This window comes from Leclercia barmai (assembly GCF_049312895.1).
Lineage (GTDB): Bacteria > Pseudomonadota > Gammaproteobacteria > Enterobacterales > Enterobacteriaceae > Enterobacter > Enterobacter barmai.
Window position 1 is genome coordinate 184,504 of sequence record NZ_JBMNWZ010000003.1, and the last position, 16,022, is coordinate 200,525.

General features: G+C 56.3%; 14 protein-coding genes and 1 pseudogene. 5 read left to right on the forward strand and 10 right to left on the reverse strand.

Annotated features, from left to right (window positions below; all coding sequences use genetic code 11):
- Positions 1 to 16: 16 nt before the first annotated feature.
- The 6 genes and pseudogenes from ispH to ACOYA6_RS13545 all read right to left on the reverse strand — a co-directional run bounded on the left by ispH (position 17) and on the right by ACOYA6_RS13545 (position 6,026).
- The gene (gene ispH, locus ACOYA6_RS13520; protein ID WP_039030429.1) at positions 17 to 967 is read right to left on the reverse strand and encodes a 4-hydroxy-3-methylbut-2-enyl diphosphate reductase; all 951 of its coding nucleotides are present in this window, start codon (positions 965 to 967) and stop codon (positions 17 to 19) included.
- The gene (gene fkpB, locus ACOYA6_RS13525; protein WP_138370401.1) at positions 948 to 1,418 is read right to left on the reverse strand and encodes an FKBP-type peptidyl-prolyl cis-trans isomerase; all 471 of its coding nucleotides are present in this window, start codon (positions 1,416 to 1,418) and stop codon (positions 948 to 950) included. The genes ispH and fkpB overlap by 20 nt, the downstream gene beginning before the upstream one ends.
- A gap of 93 nt (positions 1,419 to 1,511) precedes the next feature.
- Positions 1,512 to 2,012, reverse strand: a complete 501-nt coding sequence (lspA, locus tag ACOYA6_RS13530) for a signal peptidase II (protein WP_039030431.1) — start codon at positions 2,010 to 2,012, stop codon at positions 1,512 to 1,514.
- A complete protein-coding gene (gene ileS, locus ACOYA6_RS13535) occupies positions 2,012 to 4,828 on the reverse strand; it encodes an isoleucine--tRNA ligase (RefSeq protein WP_039030432.1) in 2,817 nt (938 codons plus the stop codon). Before ileS ends, lspA begins: the two co-directional genes overlap by 1 nt.
- A gap of 33 nt (positions 4,829 to 4,861) precedes the next feature.
- The gene (ribF, locus tag ACOYA6_RS13540) at positions 4,862 to 5,800 is read right to left on the reverse strand and encodes a bifunctional riboflavin kinase/FAD synthetase (RefSeq protein WP_138370399.1); all 939 of its coding nucleotides are present in this window, start codon (positions 5,798 to 5,800) and stop codon (positions 4,862 to 4,864) included.
- 7 nt (positions 5,801 to 5,807) lie between these two features.
- Positions 5,808 to 6,026: pseudogene (locus ACOYA6_RS13545) on the reverse strand (DUF2575 domain-containing protein).
- Between the two features lie 101 nt (positions 6,027 to 6,127).
- Between ACOYA6_RS13545 and rpsT the strand changes: the two are divergent.
- Entirely contained in the window at positions 6,128 to 6,391 is a 264-nt protein-coding gene (gene rpsT / locus ACOYA6_RS13550; protein ID WP_012015991.1) for a 30S ribosomal protein S20, read from the forward strand.
- Between the two features lie 57 nt (positions 6,392 to 6,448).
- Here rpsT and nhaR read toward each other — a convergent pair whose 3' ends face one another.
- The 4 genes from nhaR to dnaK form a co-directional block, all read right to left on the reverse strand.
- On the reverse strand, positions 6,449 to 7,348 hold the full coding sequence (gene nhaR / locus ACOYA6_RS13555; protein WP_039030434.1) for a transcriptional activator NhaR: 900 nt from the start codon (positions 7,346 to 7,348) through the stop codon (positions 6,449 to 6,451).
- Between the two features lie 58 nt (positions 7,349 to 7,406).
- Complete coding sequence (gene nhaA / locus ACOYA6_RS13560; RefSeq protein WP_422654836.1) at positions 7,407 to 8,582, reverse strand: Na+/H+ antiporter NhaA; 1,176 nt, start codon at positions 8,580 to 8,582, stop codon at positions 7,407 to 7,409.
- A 171-nt stretch (positions 8,583 to 8,753) separates the two neighbouring features.
- Positions 8,754 to 9,887, reverse strand: coding sequence for a molecular chaperone DnaJ (gene dnaJ, locus ACOYA6_RS13565; protein ID WP_039030436.1), 1,134 nt, complete (start codon positions 9,885 to 9,887; stop codon positions 8,754 to 8,756).
- Between the two features lie 86 nt (positions 9,888 to 9,973).
- Positions 9,974 to 11,893, reverse strand: a complete 1,920-nt coding sequence (gene dnaK, locus ACOYA6_RS13570; protein ID WP_039030437.1) for a molecular chaperone DnaK — start codon at positions 11,891 to 11,893, stop codon at positions 9,974 to 9,976.
- Between the two features lie 296 nt (positions 11,894 to 12,189).
- On the opposite strand from dnaK, the gene satP reads away from it, so the two are divergent.
- The 4 genes from satP to ACOYA6_RS13590 all read left to right on the forward strand — a co-directional run bounded on the left by satP (position 12,190) and on the right by ACOYA6_RS13590 (position 16,010).
- Positions 12,190 to 12,759, forward strand: a complete 570-nt coding sequence (gene satP, locus ACOYA6_RS13575) for an acetate uptake transporter (protein WP_039030438.1) — start codon at positions 12,190 to 12,192, stop codon at positions 12,757 to 12,759.
- A gap of 252 nt (positions 12,760 to 13,011) precedes the next feature.
- Complete coding sequence (locus ACOYA6_RS13580) at positions 13,012 to 14,085, forward strand: FecCD family ABC transporter permease (RefSeq protein ID WP_039030439.1); 1,074 nt, start codon at positions 13,012 to 13,014, stop codon at positions 14,083 to 14,085.
- A complete protein-coding gene (locus ACOYA6_RS13585) occupies positions 14,082 to 14,858 on the forward strand; it encodes an ABC transporter ATP-binding protein (RefSeq protein WP_138370396.1) in 777 nt (258 codons plus the stop codon). Before ACOYA6_RS13580 ends, ACOYA6_RS13585 begins: the two co-directional genes overlap by 4 nt.
- A gap of 15 nt (positions 14,859 to 14,873) precedes the next feature.
- Complete coding sequence (locus tag ACOYA6_RS13590; RefSeq protein WP_422654837.1) at positions 14,874 to 16,010, forward strand: ABC transporter substrate-binding protein; 1,137 nt, start codon at positions 14,874 to 14,876, stop codon at positions 16,008 to 16,010.
- Positions 16,011 to 16,022: the final 12 nt, after the last annotated feature.

A 16,022-nucleotide genomic window follows, 5' to 3' on the forward strand; every position in this document is an offset into this window, starting at 1 on the left:
TGGCATTTTTTAAACCTTACTCGACTTCTCGCGCGTCGATACGCAGCTCTTTCGGCACTTCGAAGACGATATTCTCTTCGCGGCCCGCCAGCGGAATGGCTTCCCCGCCGCCCAGCTCCTGCAGACGCGCAATCACGTTCTGCACCAGAATATCCGGCGCCGAGGCACCGGCCGTCACGCCAACGCATTGCACCTCTTTTACCCAGGCTTCCTGAATGTCGGTAGCATCGTCGATCAGGAACGCCGCTTTCCCCATTCGCTGCGCCAGTTCGGCCAGACGGTTGGAGTTAGAGGAGTTTTTCGAGCCGACAACCAGCACCACATCCGCCTGCTCCGCCAGGGCGCGCACCGCTTCCTGACGGTTGGTGGTGGCGTAGCAGATGTCATCTTTACGCGGGCCAACGATTTTCGGGAAGCGGCTTCGCAGCGCATCGATAACGTCGGACGTATCATCCACGGAGAGCGTGGTCTGGGTCATAAACGACAGTTTGGCTTCGTTTTTGACGTTCAGCGTCAGCACATCTTCAGGGGACTCGACCAGATACATGCCCCCTTCCGGGTTGCTGTACTGTCCCATAGTCCCTTCCACTTCCGGGTGGCCTGCGTGACCAATCAGAATCGACTCTTCGCCACGGCGGCTGGCACGGGCCACTTCCATATGCACTTTGGTCACCAGCGGGCAGGTGGCGTCGAAAACGGTCAGATCGCGATTTTTCGCTTCGTTACGCACCGCCTGAGAGACGCCATGTGCGGAGAAGATCAGGATCGCGCCATCCGGCACTTCGTCGATCTGCTCAATAAAGATTGCCCCGCGTGCGCGCAGGCTATCCACCACGTAGCGGTTATGCACCACTTCGTGACGGACATAAATAGGCGCGCCGTAAAGCTCCAGCGCGTTTTCAACAATGCTGATAGCGCGGTCTACACCGGCGCAGAAGCCGCGCGGGTTAGCCAACAGGATCTGCATTCACATCCTCCAGTACCGGGTCGATTTCCAGCACTTCAACATCAAAATGGACGGTACGCCCGGCGAGGGGGTGGTTGAAATCGACGGTAATCGAGTCGCCGTTGATTTCACGGATCACGCCTGGCATTTCGCTGCCATCCATAGCGGTAAAGAGCATAATCGCCCCAATCTCAGGTTCCCCCGCATCCATGAATTCACGACGCGAGAAGTACTGGATCAGGTCCGGGGACGGCACGCCAAACGCGGCATCTGGCTCCAGAGAGAAGGTTTTTTTATCCCCTTCTTTCAGCCCCAGCAGCTGCTGCTCAAGACCTTCAGACAGAGAGGTATCACCCAGACGGAACAGCGCCGGTTTGCCGTTATTGCGGGTGGACTCCGCCGTGGAGCCATCATCAAGTTTCAGCGTGAAATGAACCAGCATCGCGCTGTTGGACTGTACGGATTTAGACATGCAATTTAGCCTGAGGTTTGCCCGGTGGCGCTGCGCTTACCGGGCCTACAAAATCGTAGGCCGGGTAAGCATAGCGCCACCCGGCATTTACTGTTACGCCTGCTCTTTCGCTGCGGGTTTCGGCAAGAAGCCTTCCAGCACAATCAGCGCCGCACCGATACAAATCGCCGTATCGGCCAGGTTGAAGGTGGCGAAGTGCCAGTTGCCGACGTAGAAGTCGATCATATCGACCACAAAGCCGTGCCACAGACGGTCGAACAGGTTACCCAGCGCACCGCCAATGATCAGCGCGTAGGCAATGTTGTTCAGCTTTTGCGTGGCTTTCCCGCGGTACATCAGCACAGCCAGCACCACACAGATACCGAGCGCGATACCTGCAAAGAACCAGCGCTGCCAGCCGCCGCTGTCGGCCAGGAAGCTAAACGCCGCGCCATAGTTACGCGCATAGTGCAGATTAAGCGACGGGAACAGCGGTACGGTATCCCCCAGAGCAAAGTTCTGGAGGATCAGGTACTTGCTGCCCAAATCAATAATCAGCACGACTACCACCAGCCACAGCCAGCGCAGCCCTGTTGAAGAGAGTGATTTACTCATCAGGCAAACTTACGTTTTTCGCCATCACCGGCGACGTTGCTGACACAGCGTCCGCAGATATCTGCGTGTTCCGCCACCTTGCCGACATCGGTGGTGTAATGCCAGCAACGCGGGCACTTATCACCATCGGCTTTCACCAGCGCCACTTTCAGCCCTTTGAGCAGTTCGCTCTGCTGGGCATCAGCGCTCGCGTCGGCATAATCCGCAACTTTCGCACCGGAGGTCAACAGGACAAATCGTAATTCATCGCCCAGCGCCGTCAGCTTCGCGGCCAGTTCTGGCTCAGCGTACAGGGTCACTGCCGCTTCCAGAGAGCCGCCCACTTTCTTATCGGTACGCGCCTGCTCGATCACCTTGTTCACTTCGCCGCGCACTTTCAGCAGCTCGTCCCAGAAAGCATCGTTCATGGCTTCAGTTTCAGCCAGACCAAACAGGCCTTCATACCACTCGCCGGTGAAGACATACTTCTCACGGTCGCCTGGCAGATAGCCCCAGATCTCATCTGCGGTGAAGGACATGATCGGTGCCATCCAGCGCACCAGCGCTTCCGCGATGTGGTACAGCGCGGTCTGGCAGCTGCGACGCGCCACGCTGTCCGCTTTGGCGGTGTACTGACGGTCTTTGATAATGTCGAGGTAGAAAGAGCCCATCTCGATGGAGCAGAAGCGCATCAGGCGCTGCACCACTTCGTGGAAATCGTAAGAGTCATACGCTTTAACGATGTCTTCCTGCGCCGCCTGGGCACAGCCTACCGCCCAGCGATCCAGTACCACCATTTCTTCCGGTTTCACCATATCTTTTGCCGGATCGAAACCGTTGAGGTTCGCCAGCAGGAAGCGCGCGGTGTTACGGATACGACGATAGCTGTCGGCGGCACGTTTCAGGATCTCGTCGGAGACCGCCATCTCGCCGGTGTAGTCGGTCGATGCCACCCACAGACGCAGAATATCCGCGCCCAGCTTGTTCATCACGTCCTGCGGAGAAACGGTGTTACCGATAGATTTGGACATCTTGCGGCCCTGACCATCCACGGTGAAGCCGTGAGTCAGTACCTGACGGTATGGCGCTTTGCCCTTCATGGCGGTGGAGATCATCAGAGATGACATGAACCAGCCACGGTGTTGGTCAGAACCTTCCAGATACATGTCGGCGGCGTGACCGGCAAATTCCGGACGCACGTCAACCACGGAGGAGTGGGTAGAACCGGAGTCGAACCAGACGTCCAGGGTATCCGGCACTTTCTCGTAGGTATCAGCGTCGTCGCCCAGGATGTCGCGGGAGTCGAGATCCCACCACGCCTGAATGCCGTCAACCTCAACGCGTTTGGCCACTTCTTCCATCAGCTCCAGGGTGCGCGGGTGCAGCTCCTGGGTCTCTTTATGGACGAACAGGGACATAGGTACGCCCCAGGTACGCTGACGGGAGATACACCAGTCAGGACGGTTCGCGACCATGGATTCGATACGCGCCTGGCCCCAGTCAGGGATCCACTGCACGCCTTTGATCTCGGAGAGGGACTGCGCGCGCAGGCCTTTCTGATCCATGCTGACGAACCACTGCGGGGTCGCACGGAAGATGATCGGCGTCTTGTGGCGCCAGCAGCATGGATAGCTGTGCTGCATTTTCTCAACGTGCAGCAGCGAGCCGTTGTCGCGCAGCAGGTTGACGATGATGTCGTTGGCTTTAAAGACGTTGATGCCGTCCAGCGCCGGGTACGTGCCTGGCAGGTAAGCGCCGTCCGGGCCAACCGGGTTAGCGATTTCCAGACCGTACTGCAGGCTGATGTTGTAGTCATCCGGACCGTGACCACCGGCGGTATGTACCGCACCGGTACCCGCTTCCAGGGTAACGTGCTCGCCCAGGATTGCCGGAACGTCGAAATCAAGGAACGGGTGTTTAAAGCGCATCAGCTCCAGCTCAGCACCCTTCACGGTGCCGAGGATTTTGTAATCGGTGATGTTGGCGCGCTTCAGCACGCTCTCAACCAGATCTTTTGCCAGGATCAGCGCGCGGCCTTCAACCTGTACCAGCGCGTATTCGAACTCCGCAGAGAGGGAGATCGCGCGGTTAGCAGGCAGGGTCCACGGCGTGGTGGTCCAGATAACCAGTGAGATTGGGCCATTGACGCCCGGCAGACCAAACTTGGCCTGCAGCGCATCCTGATCGACACCTTCAAAGGCCACGTCGATGGATGGAGACGTTTTGTCGTAATACTCAACTTCCGCCTCAGCCAGCGCAGAGCGGCAGTCCACGCACCAGTGCACCGGCTTGGCGCCTTTGTGCAGGTGGCCGTTGCCGATGATTTTGCCCAGCGCACGGATGATGTTGGCTTCGGTTTTGAAGTCCATGGTCAGGTACGGGTGCGACCAGTCGCCCAGCACGCCCAGACGAATAAAGTCTTCGCGCTGACCGTCAACCTGGGTAGCGGCGTATTCACGGCATTTGGCACGGAATTCAGCAGCGGTGAACTTCTCGCCCGGCTTGCCGAACTCCTGCTCCACTTTCAGCTCGATCGGCAGACCGTGACAGTCCCAGCCTGGAACGTAAGGCGAGTCATAGCCCATTAAGCCTTTGGACTTAACGATAATGTCTTTCAGAATCTTGTTTACAGAGTGACCAATATGAATGCTGCCATTCGCATAGGGAGGGCCATCATGCAGAATGAAAGTTTTTTTACCTTTTTTGGCTGCACGGATGATGCCGTACAGGTCATCATCGGTCCAACGCGCCAGCATTCCCGGTTCACGCTTGGCGAGGTCGCCGCGCATCGGGAACCCTGTTTCCGGCAAATTCAGGGTTGATTTATAGTCACTCATCAGATTCTCGGTTCCGTATTTATATCTCAGGCATTAAGCCGGGTTTGATAGCCCAAAAATGTCGCGGGCTGTTAATTCATCTCTCGCGATTTGCGCTTTCAGCTCATCAAGCGAGGCGAATCGCTGCTCATTGCGTATTTTTTTACGCAGGATTACATCTATATGGCGACCGTAGAGGTCCATTACAACGTCCAGCAAATGCACTTCGAGCTGCTGGCGTATGCCAGCCACTGTCGGACGGGTGCCAATATTGGCGACGCCGGGTAAAGGCTTATCGCCGAGCCCCGTCACTTCTACCGCATAAACCCCTTTGACCGGGGAAACCTGACGGCGCAACGGTAAATTCGCCGTAGGGAAACCAATGGTGCGACCCAGTTCATCGCCATGCACCACACGCCCGGAAATGGAGAACGGGCGTCCGAGCAGTTTTGCTGCGGTATCGAGATCGTCATCGGCTAAGGCCTGACGAACCGCCGTGCTGCTGATGCGCACGCCGCCTTCGCAAAAGGTCTGGGTGCTGGTGACGTCAAAGCCATACTCCAGGCCAGCCTTCTGTAATAGCAAGAAATCCCCCTGACGACCAGCGCCAAAGCGGAAATCATCGCCCACAGCCAAAAACTGCACGCCAAGACGATCGACCAGCAGGTCGCCGACAAAATTTTGTGCCGTCAGCGCGGCAAAACGTCGGTCGAAACGGACGCACAGGACATAGTCCACGCCGCACTGCGCGAGATAACGTAATTTTTCACGCAGGCGGGTCAGGCGTGCAGGCGCCTTATCGCTGGCAAACAGCTCCAGCGGCTGCGGCTCAAAAATCATGACTACAACCGGCAGACCACGAGCCCGCCCTTCTTCACGCAATCCCTGCAACAGCACCTGATGCCCACGATGCACGCCGTCGAAATTACCAATAGTCAGCACACACCCGTGCGGGGCCTGACTCAGATTATGTATGCCGCGTATCAGCTTCATGACTGGCTCAAAACAGTGAAAATCGCCAAAGTATACCTTGTACAGCGGTTAAGGTTAACCGGCGATTGTTCACGCAAAACAGAAAGCCGTAATGATTTCATCAGGGTTGCCTTTCACAGCGAAAAAATCTGTCTACAGATGACGTTTTTTGTGTCGAAAAGCTGTATTCAGGAGAGACAAGCTGGTAGAATCCTGCGCCATCACTACGTAACGTAGCGTCGCTAATTAACGGCGCTTATTTGCACAAATCCATTGACAAAAGAGGGCAAAGAGGGCATATTCCTCGGCCTTTGAATTGTCCACATAGATCATATTTGGGAGTTGGACTTGGCTAATATCAAATCAGCTAAGAAACGTGCCGTTCAGTCTGAAAAGGCTCGTAAGCACAACGCAAGCCGTCGCTCTATGATGCGTACTTTCATCAAGAAAGTATACGCAGCAATCGAAGCTGGCGACAAAGCTGCAGCGCAGAACGCATTTAACGAAATGCAACCAATCGTGGATCGTCAGGCTGCTAAAGGTCTGATCCACAAAAACAAAGCAGCGCGTCATAAAGCAAATCTGACCGCGCAGATCAGCAAACTGGCTTAATCGCCACTTGTTGTTGCTTGTTTAAAGAACCCGCTTAACGCGGGTTTTTTTATGCCTTCAGAGTGCCGGTGGCGTAAACAACGCGCTGTAATCCTGGTTACAGATACGCTGCACCGCCGGGTGCTGAATCATTCTTGCAGCAAATATCGCGTGATACTCTTCCATCACGTTGTCCACCCGCCCTATCTCGGTAATTTTCTCGTCCGCATACAGATCCTGGGCATACAGCGTTGGGGCGACAAAAATCGCGTTATGCGCCTCACCGAAGGCTTTCATTAGCGCGGCATCGTCAAACTCACCCAGAATTTCAACGTTCAGCCCCTGGGAGTTAAACCAGTTCAGCAGCTTGCGGCCCAGCATCGAACGACGTCCGGGCACCAGTAAACGCCGCTCTTCCAGACAGGCGGGAAACGGCTTTTCTGGCGGCGGATTGCTGCACCAGAAGCTGACGCCGCACTCGCCAATTTTCACTGAGAAAAGACCTTCCTGCTGGGTGGAGTCGATAGGGCAGTCGGAGATAATCATGTCCAGCTTGTGCTGGCTCAGTTGCTCCAGCAGCATCTCGTGCGTGGATTCAAAACAGCGCAGATGGATCTGCTCATCCTTCACCACCGCCGCATCCAGCACCCCGCTGACCAGCCGTTTTGACAACGCATCCGCAATGCCCACGTCGAAGAGCAGGTTCGACTCCTTGCGATAGTTGACGATATCGAGCATCTCCTGGCTCAGGGTGAACATTTTGTCCGCGTAGCGAAACACCAGCTCGCCCAGTTCGCTTGGCTCGATACCGCGCCCTTTGCGCTTGAACAGCTTCCCCTGCAGGCGTTCTTCAAGGGCTTTGATCTGCCCGGTAATGGTCTGTGGCGTCAGATAGAGCGCCTCCGCCGCGCCGACAACCGAGCCCTCTTTATAGACATGCCAGAAATAGTAAAGATGGTTGTAATTAAGATGAGACATACGCTCCTCGCTCCCTGATAGTGTTAACGGGAGGGCGGCCTGCCCTCCCGGAGTCCCGTTACTCCGGATGCACCTGCCCCGGCAATTTCGTTTTCAGTAAGGCATAGCCAGTGAATGCCGACAACAGCGATCCGGTTAAGATAGCCAACTTAGCCCAGTCGATGAGCTCAGGTGCACTCGCGCCAAACGCCAACGTGGAAATAAAGATCGACATTGTAAAGCCAATCCCGCAAAGGACGCCAACGGCCATGATCTGGCGGCAGGTGGTTCCGTGCGGCAAGGTGGCCAGCTTCAGCTTCAGCGCCAGCCAGCAGAAGAGGCTGATCCCCAGCGGCTTACCGATAAACAGCCCGGCGATGATCCCCAGCGGCAGCATTGACATCATTCCATCCAGCGTGACGCCCTTAAGGGAGACACCGGCGTTAGCAAAGGCGAAGAGCGGCAGGATCATAAAAGCGGCCCATGGATGCAGCACGTGCTCCAGCTGCTTCGCTGGCGATTTACCGTCCTGCTTCTTCAGCGGCACGAAGAAGCCAATAATCACCCCGGCCAGGGTGGCATGCACGCCCGATTTCAGTACGGCCGTCCACAGCACCATCCCCACCAGCACATAGATACCAATCCGACGCACGTTGAAGATGTTCAGCAGCGCCAGTGCGGCGATAGCTGCCGCCGCCACGCCCAGGGACAGCATCGACAGCTCGCTGGTATAGAACAGGGCAATAATAACTATCGCGCCCAGGTCATCGATGATTGCCAGCGCCATCAGGAAGATTTTCAACGCCATCGGCACGCGGTTGCCTAACAGCGCCAGGACGCCTAATGCAAAGGCAATATCCGTGGCCGCCGGGATCGCCCAGCCATCACGGGCAATGGGATCCTGATAGTTAAACGCCAGATAGATAAGCGCCGGGACGACCATCCCGCCGATAGCGGCAATCACCGGGAATGCCGCACGCTGACGGCTTGCCAGGGAGCCCTGAATCAGCTCACGCTTGACCTCCAGCCCCACCAGCAGGAAAAAGACCGCCATCAGGGCATCGTTGATCCACAGCAGCATGTTCTTGTTGATTTCCAGCACGCCGACCCGTAACTCAACGGGGGTTTCCAGAAAAGCGTGGTACAGGTCGCGGGTCGCGCCCAGATTTGCCAGCAGCATGGCGATGGCTGCGGCCAGGATAAGAATGATGCCGCCCGCAGCCTCATTCTGGAAAAAACGATTCAGAAGTTTCACTATTACTCTCTCTTTTTACGACAATCCTTCGTTAAACCATCATACGCGCGGAAATTCATCGGTAAAAGCAGGTTAATATTGACTGTTGATTCAGTTTTTCCGATCTAAATTTAGCAGATATAAAAAAGCCCGGAATCGCTTCCGGGCTTCGGGAACGACATCAGCTCAGCGTTAGCGAGTCAAATCGTCAAAGAACTTTTTTACGCCATCAAAGAAGCTTTTGGAACGCGGGCTGTTGTTCTCACCCGTCGGGCCGCCAAAGCTCTCCTGCAGTTCTCGCAGCAGTTGCTTCTGCTTCTCGTTCAGGCCAACCGGGGTTTCCACCACCACGCGGCAAAGCAGGTCGCCCTGAGCGCCGCCACGGACGGATTTCACACCTTTACCGCGCATGCGGAACAGCTTGCCGGTCTGGGTTTCGCCAGGCACTTTCAGGTTTACGCGACCGTCCAGCGTTGGCACTTCGATCTCGCCGCCCATTGCCGCCATGGCAAAGTTGATCGGCACTTCGCAGTACAGGTTGTTGCCTTCACGTTCAAAAATCGCGTGCTGCTTCACCTGCACCTGAACGTACAGATCGCCTGCCGGTGCGCCGTGCTCCCCTGCTTCGCCTTCGCCAGACAGACGAATACGATCGCCGGTATCCACGCCCGCCGGGATTTTAACCGACAGAGTTTTGGTCTTCTCGACGCGACCATGGCCGTGACATTTGTTGCATGGATCCTTGATCAGCGTACCGCGACCCTGACAGTGCGGACAGCTCTGCTGCACCGCGAAGAAGCCCTGGCGCATCTGCACCTGGCCTGAACCGTGACAGGTTGGACAGGTCTGTGGCTTGGTGCCGACTTTCGCGCCGCTGCCGTGGCAGACGTCGCACTCTTCAAGAGTCGGGATGCGGATCTCTTTCGTCACGCCACGCACCGCCTCTTCCAGCGTCAGCTCCATGTTGTAACGCAGGTCTGCGCCACGGGCTGCACGCTGACGACCGCGGCCGCCACCGAAGATGTCGCCGAACACGTCACCAAAGATATCGCTGAAATCTGCGCCGCCGCCACCGAATCCGCCGCCGCCCATACCGCCCTGTTCAAACGCGGCATGGCCGTACTGATCGTAGGCTGCACGTTTCTGCGCATCGGTCAGGATTTCGTAGGCTTCTTTGATCTCTTTAAACCTGGCTTCGGCCTCTTTGTCACCCTGGTTGCGGTCCGGGTGATATTTCATGGCCAGGCGCTTATACGCCTTTTTGATTTCACGCTCTTCCGCTGTTTTGGAAACGCCCAAAATCTCGTAATAGTCTTGCTTTGCCATCTTGTTTTATCTGCCCCTAACATGCGTGCACGGGCGGAGAGGAAACCTCTTCGCCCGTGCCAGTGTATTACCCGTTCAAAGGGCGATTATTTTTTGTCTTTCACTTCTTCAAACTCTGCGTCGACAACATCGTCATCTTTCGCGTTGTTGGCAGAAGCGTCAGCACCCGCGCCAGCCTGCTGCTGTGCGTGTTGCTGCTGAGCGATCTCCATCAGCTTCTCGGAAGCCTGCGCCAGCGCCTGCATCTTCGCTTCGATGTCGGCTTTGTCTTCGCCTTTCAGGGACGCTTCCAGCGCGCTCAGTGCAGACTCGATAGCCGTTTTGTCGTCAGCTGGCAGTTTATCGCCTGCTTCTTCAACCTGCTTACGGGTGCTGTGCAGCAGATGGTCACCCTGGTTGCGGGTCTGAACCAGCTCTTCAAACTTACGGTCAGACTCGGCGTTCGCTTCTGCTTCGCGAACCATTTTCTGGATCTCTTCTTCATTCAGACCGGAAGAGGCCTTGATGGTGATCTTCTGCTCTTTACCGCTGTTTTTGTCCTTCGCGGAAACGTGCAGGATACCGTCAGCATCGATGTCGAAGGTGACTTCGATCTGTGGCATGCCGCGCGGCGCCGGGCTGATACCATCGAGGTTAAACTGGCCCAGATCTTTGTTATCCGCAGCACGTTTACGCTCGCCCTGCAGCACATGGATGGTTACCGCAGACTGGTTGTCTTCAGCGGTAGAGAACACCTGGCTGTGCTTGGTCGGGATGGTGGTGTTTTTGGCGATCAGCGCCGTCATCACACCGCCCATGGTTTCGATACCCAGAGACAGCGGGGTAACGTCCAGCAGCAGTACGTCTTTCACTTCACCGGTCAGTACACCACCCTGAACGGCAGCACCGATAGCAACGGCTTCGTCCGGGTTAACGTCTTTACGCGGCTCTTTACCAAAGAATTCAGCCACTTTCTTCTGAACCATTGGCATACGCGTCTGACCACCGACCAGGATAACGTCCTGGATTTCGGATACGGACAGGCCCGCGTCCTGCAGAGCAACTTTCAGCGGCTCGATGGAACGGTTAACCAGGTCTTCTACCAGGCTTTCCAGTTTCGCGCGAGTCACTTTGATGTTCATGTGTTTTGGACCGGTCGCGTCTGCAGTGATGTACGGCAGGTTCACGTCGGTCTGCTGCGCAGAAGAGAGCTCAATTTTCGCTTTTTCTGCGGCTTCTTTCAGGCGCTGCATGGCCAGCGGGTCGTTACGCAGGTCAATGCCCTGATCTTTCTTAAATTCGTCAACGAGATAGTTGATCATGCGGCTGTCGAAGTCTTCACCACCCAGGTGGGTATCACCGTTGGTTGCCAGAACTTCGAAGGTTTTTTCGCCGTCAACTTCGTCGATTTCGATAATAGAGATATCGAAAGTACCGCCACCGAGGTCGTATACCGCGATGGTGCGGTTGCCAACTTCTTTATCCAGACCGTAGGCCAGTGCCGCTGCGGTTGGTTCGTTGATGATACGTTTGACTTCCAGACCCGCGATACGGCCGGCGTCTTTGGTCGCCTGACGCTGAGCATCGTTGAAGTAAGCTGGAACGGTGATAACGGCTTCAGTTACCGGCTCACCCAGGTAATCTTCAGCAGTTTTCTTCATTTTTTTCAGCACTTCAGCAGAGATCTGCGGCGGTGCCATTTTCTGACCTTTAACATCAATCCAGGCGTCGCCGTTTTCAGCGCCGATGATTTTGTACGGCATGATGGCTTCATCGCGCTGCACTTCTTCGTCCTGGAAGCGACGGCCAATCAGGCGCTTGATCGCAAACAGTGTGTTTTGCGGGTTTGTCACTGCCTGACGTTTAGCCGGCTGACCAACCAGAGTTTCACCATCCTGGGTATAGGCAATGATAGAAGGCGTGGTGCGATCGCCCTCGGCATTCTCCAGCACACGTGCAGTAGTGCCGTCCATAATCGCTACACAAGAGTTGGTAGTACCCAGGTCGATACCAATAATTTTACCCATCTAAACGTCTCCACTATAAATTCGGTCAACATGTGGTTGTGTACCTGTAATAAGGGCAGAAGATGCTTTTTCAACTGTCCAGATTTGAATTTTTTCAGGTCCACACACTGCGGTTGACTACAAGATGGGGTCGCAACGGCAACCATCAAGGGGGGCAGATAAAAAAATTTTTAATTTCACCCTGATTAGATCATAGACGGCATCGATAGCGCCCATTATGATGCCGCGCCCCGCCAGGGAGAATTGGCGTGGGATTCACCATTTCACCATATTAATGATGATTTTTTTGAGGACTTATGGGCAACACTAAGTTGGCTAATCCGGCTCCGCTGGGCCTGATGGGTTTTGGCATGACCACCATCCTGCTGAACCTGCACAACATCGGGTTCTTCCCGATGGACGGCATTATCCTGGCGATGGGCATTTTTTATGGCGGTATCGCACAGATCTTCGCGGGCCTGCTGGAATATAAGAAAGGCAACACCTTCGGTTTAACCGCGTTCACCTCTTACGGTTCATTCTGGCTGACCCTGGTCGCCATTCTGCTGATGCCGAAAATGGGCCTGACCGAAGCGGCAAACCCGCAGTTCCTGGGCGTTTATCTGGGCCTGTGGGGCGTCTTCACGCTGTTCATGTTCTTCGGCACGCTGGTGGGTAACCGCGCGCTGCAGTTCGTGTTCCTGAGCCTGACCGTGCTGTTCGCCCTGCTGTGCGTAGGCCACCTGGTGAGCAACGGCGAAGCCATTATTCACGTGGCGGGCTGGATTGGCCTGGTCTGCGGCGCCAGCGCCATTTACCTGGCAATGGGTGAAGTCCTGAACGAGCAGTTCGGTCGTACCGTGCTGCCGATTGGTGAAAAACACTGATCCCCTTCGTGCCCGCCCTGCGGGCACGAACTCCCCTCTGCGGTTGCGCTTTCCCCTTTTTAAATCTGACTGTTTTTTAGCCGCATCAGAAACGATACGTAAACAGAACGGCAATAATCACCTCATTTAATTGATAAGCATTATCATTGCGAATAGTGTGACCCGCGCATCCCGGATAATGGATATCAGGCAGCCACCAAAATGGAACCAGCAGGGGATAAATGATTCTTTTGTGTTGCATAGGGTTATCTGATGAATTCCAGCCTTGCCGCCCGCGAGCAAACTGGCGAAGCCATTATCGCGTCGCATTACCGTAAAGTCCTTGTCAGGCGTTTTACCCTGGCAGGCGTGCTGCTCTTCTTTATACTTTGCTCCCTGATCCTCGATTTCACGCTCGGTCCTTCGGGCATCTCCGTTTCTACGCTCTGGCACACCCTGGTCGATGCCGCTTCAGTCGATGCCGGTACGCGCGTCATTGTCTGGGAGCTGCGGCTGCCGTTTGCGCTGATGGCGGTCGCCGTCGGTATGGCGCTGGGGCTTGCCGGAGCCGAGATGCAAACCATCCTTAACAACCCGCTCGCCAGCCCGTTCACGCTTGGGGTGTCGTCTGCCGCCTCCTTCGGCGCTGCCCTGGCGATTGTGCTCGGGCTGGGCATTCCCGGTATTGCCGATAAGTGGTTTATTCCGGCAAACGCCTTTGTCTTTGCCCTGCTGGCCTGCTTTATTCTGGATGGCATCAGCCGCTGGACCCGCGTGGCGACGTCCGGCGTGGTGCTGTTCGGCATCGCGCTGGTCTTTACCTTCAACGCCCTGATTTCCATTCTGCAGTTTGTTGCCAGCGAAGACACCCTGCAGGGGCTGGTCTTCTGGACAATGGGCAGCCTGGCAAGGGCCTCATGGGATAAGCTGGCGATCCTGGCCGTGGCGCTGCTGATTATCGTGCCGCTGTCACTGAAAAACGCCTGGAAGCTAACGGCGCTGCGTCTGGGAGAAGATCGCGCCGTCAGCTTCGGGATTAACGTCAAAAAGCTGCGCCTGGCGACGCTGCTACGCATCAGCATTATTTCGGCGCTGACCGTCGCCTTTGTCGGGCCGGTGGGCTTTATTGGCCTGGTGGCGCCGCATATCTCGCGCATGATGTTTGGCGAGGATCACCGTTTTTATCTGCCCGGCAGCATGCTGATTGGCGCTCTGGTGCTTTCGCTGGCCTCCGTGTTTTCCAAGAACATCGTTCCCGGCGTCATCATTCCTGTTGGCATTGTCACCTCGCTGGTGGGGGTGCCGTTCTTCCTGAGCATCATTATTCGTAACCGGGGGAACGTATGACCGACGGCCTTCGCGTCCGGGATCTGCACACCGGCTATCGCAAGAAAAAAGTCATCAGCGGGCTAACCACCCCACGACTTCCTCGCGGACAGATCACCGCCCTGCTGGGGCCGAACGGCTCGGGTAAATCGACCCTGCTGCGCGCGCTGGCAGACCTCAATCCCGCTCAGGGCGAGCTACTGCTTAATGGCGAGGATCTGATGACTTTGCCCCCCGCAAAGCGGGCGCAGAAGGTGGTTTATCTCCCGCAATCCCTGCCCCAGGGCGTGCATCTGCATGCGCTGGAATCGGTGATCGTTGCCCGTCGTGCCAGCGGCAGCGTGAATACGCAAAACGTTGAGCAGGAGGCGTACGCCATTCTTGAAAAGCTGGGCGTCGCCCATCTGGCAATGAGTTTTCTGGATCAGCTTTCCGGCGGGCAAAAGCAGCTGATTGGCCTCGCGCAGTCTCTGATCCGCCAGCCCGACCTGCTGTTGCTGGACGAGCCCCTGAGCGCCCTCGATCTTAACTACCAGTTCCATGTGATGGACATCGTCGCCCGCGAAACGCGGCTGCGCAACATCGTCACCGTCGTGGTGATCCACGACATCAACATTGCCCTGCGCCATGCGGACTATGCCCTGATGCTGAAAGCCGGCGAGCTGATCGCCAGCGGCCTGCCGGGAGAGGTGGTCACGCCCGTCAATCTGGCAGCGGTTTATGGCGTGGACGGCCGGGTTGAATACTGCTCCCGCGGACTGCCCCATGTGGTGGTCGACGGGTTAACACCATAAAAAGACGGGGAAAACATGACGCTAAAAAAACTCATCGCCGCCGCCGGAGGGCTGGCACTGTTCATTACGCCGCTCATCGCCCAGGCGCAGAGCTGGCCGGTAACGGTCAAGGATATGGATAACCGCACGGTCACGGTAGAACACGAACCGCAGCGCATTATTTTGCAGGACGGACGCGACATCTTCGCCCTGGCGCTGCTGGAGCGCGATAACCCGTTCGCGAAAGTGGTGGCGTGGAACAATCTGCCGAAAAAGCAGGATACCGAAACCTGGAATGTGCTGAAGGGCAAGTGGCCGGAAGCGGAGAAGATCCTCGACATGAAGTTTTCCGACCAGGGAAATGTCGACCTCGAAACGGTTATCTCCCGCCAGCCAGACCTGATGATCGCCCAGCTGCGCGCTAAGCCCTCGCTGGTGCAGTCCGGCGTACTCACGAAGCTCGAAGCCCTGCACATTCCGGTCATCTTCGTTGACTACGAGCTGCACCCGGTAGAAAACACCCTGCCGAGCATTGCCCTGCTGGGTAAGGTGCTGGGCCAGACCGACCGCGCCCAGACCTATATCGATTTCTATCAGCAGCGTCTGGATAAAATCCACCAGCGTCTTTCAACCGCCAGCAAAAAACCGCTGGTCTTTGTCGAACCTATTGCCGGCGTCGGCGGGCTGGATAATGGCTGCTGCTTTACCCACGCGCGTAACGGCTGGGGCGGACTGGTAGAAGCCGCGGGCGGGACCAATATCGGGTCACAGTTGCTGCCTGGCGCGACCGGGAATGTCTCTGTGGAGAAGATCATCTCCCTCAACCCGGATTACTACCTGATGACCGGCTCAAAACGTCCGGGCAAGGGCACGGCCATAATCCCGTTTGGCTATAACGTCCCGGCAGGCGAAGTAACGACGGCGTTCAACGCGCTGGTGGGGCGTCAGGGAGTGGCCAGCATTCCGGCGGTAGCTCAGGGCCATACCGGGGCGCTCTATCACCACTTCTATAACAACCCATACAACATCGTCGCCATCGAGACGTTGAGCAAAATCTTCTATCCAACGCTGTTTAAGGATGTGGATCCGCAGGCGGATTACCACGCCATCATCACTGATTTCACCCACATCCCGGATGACAACATCATCCTGAGCTACACCCCTTCGCACTAATAAAAATGCCGG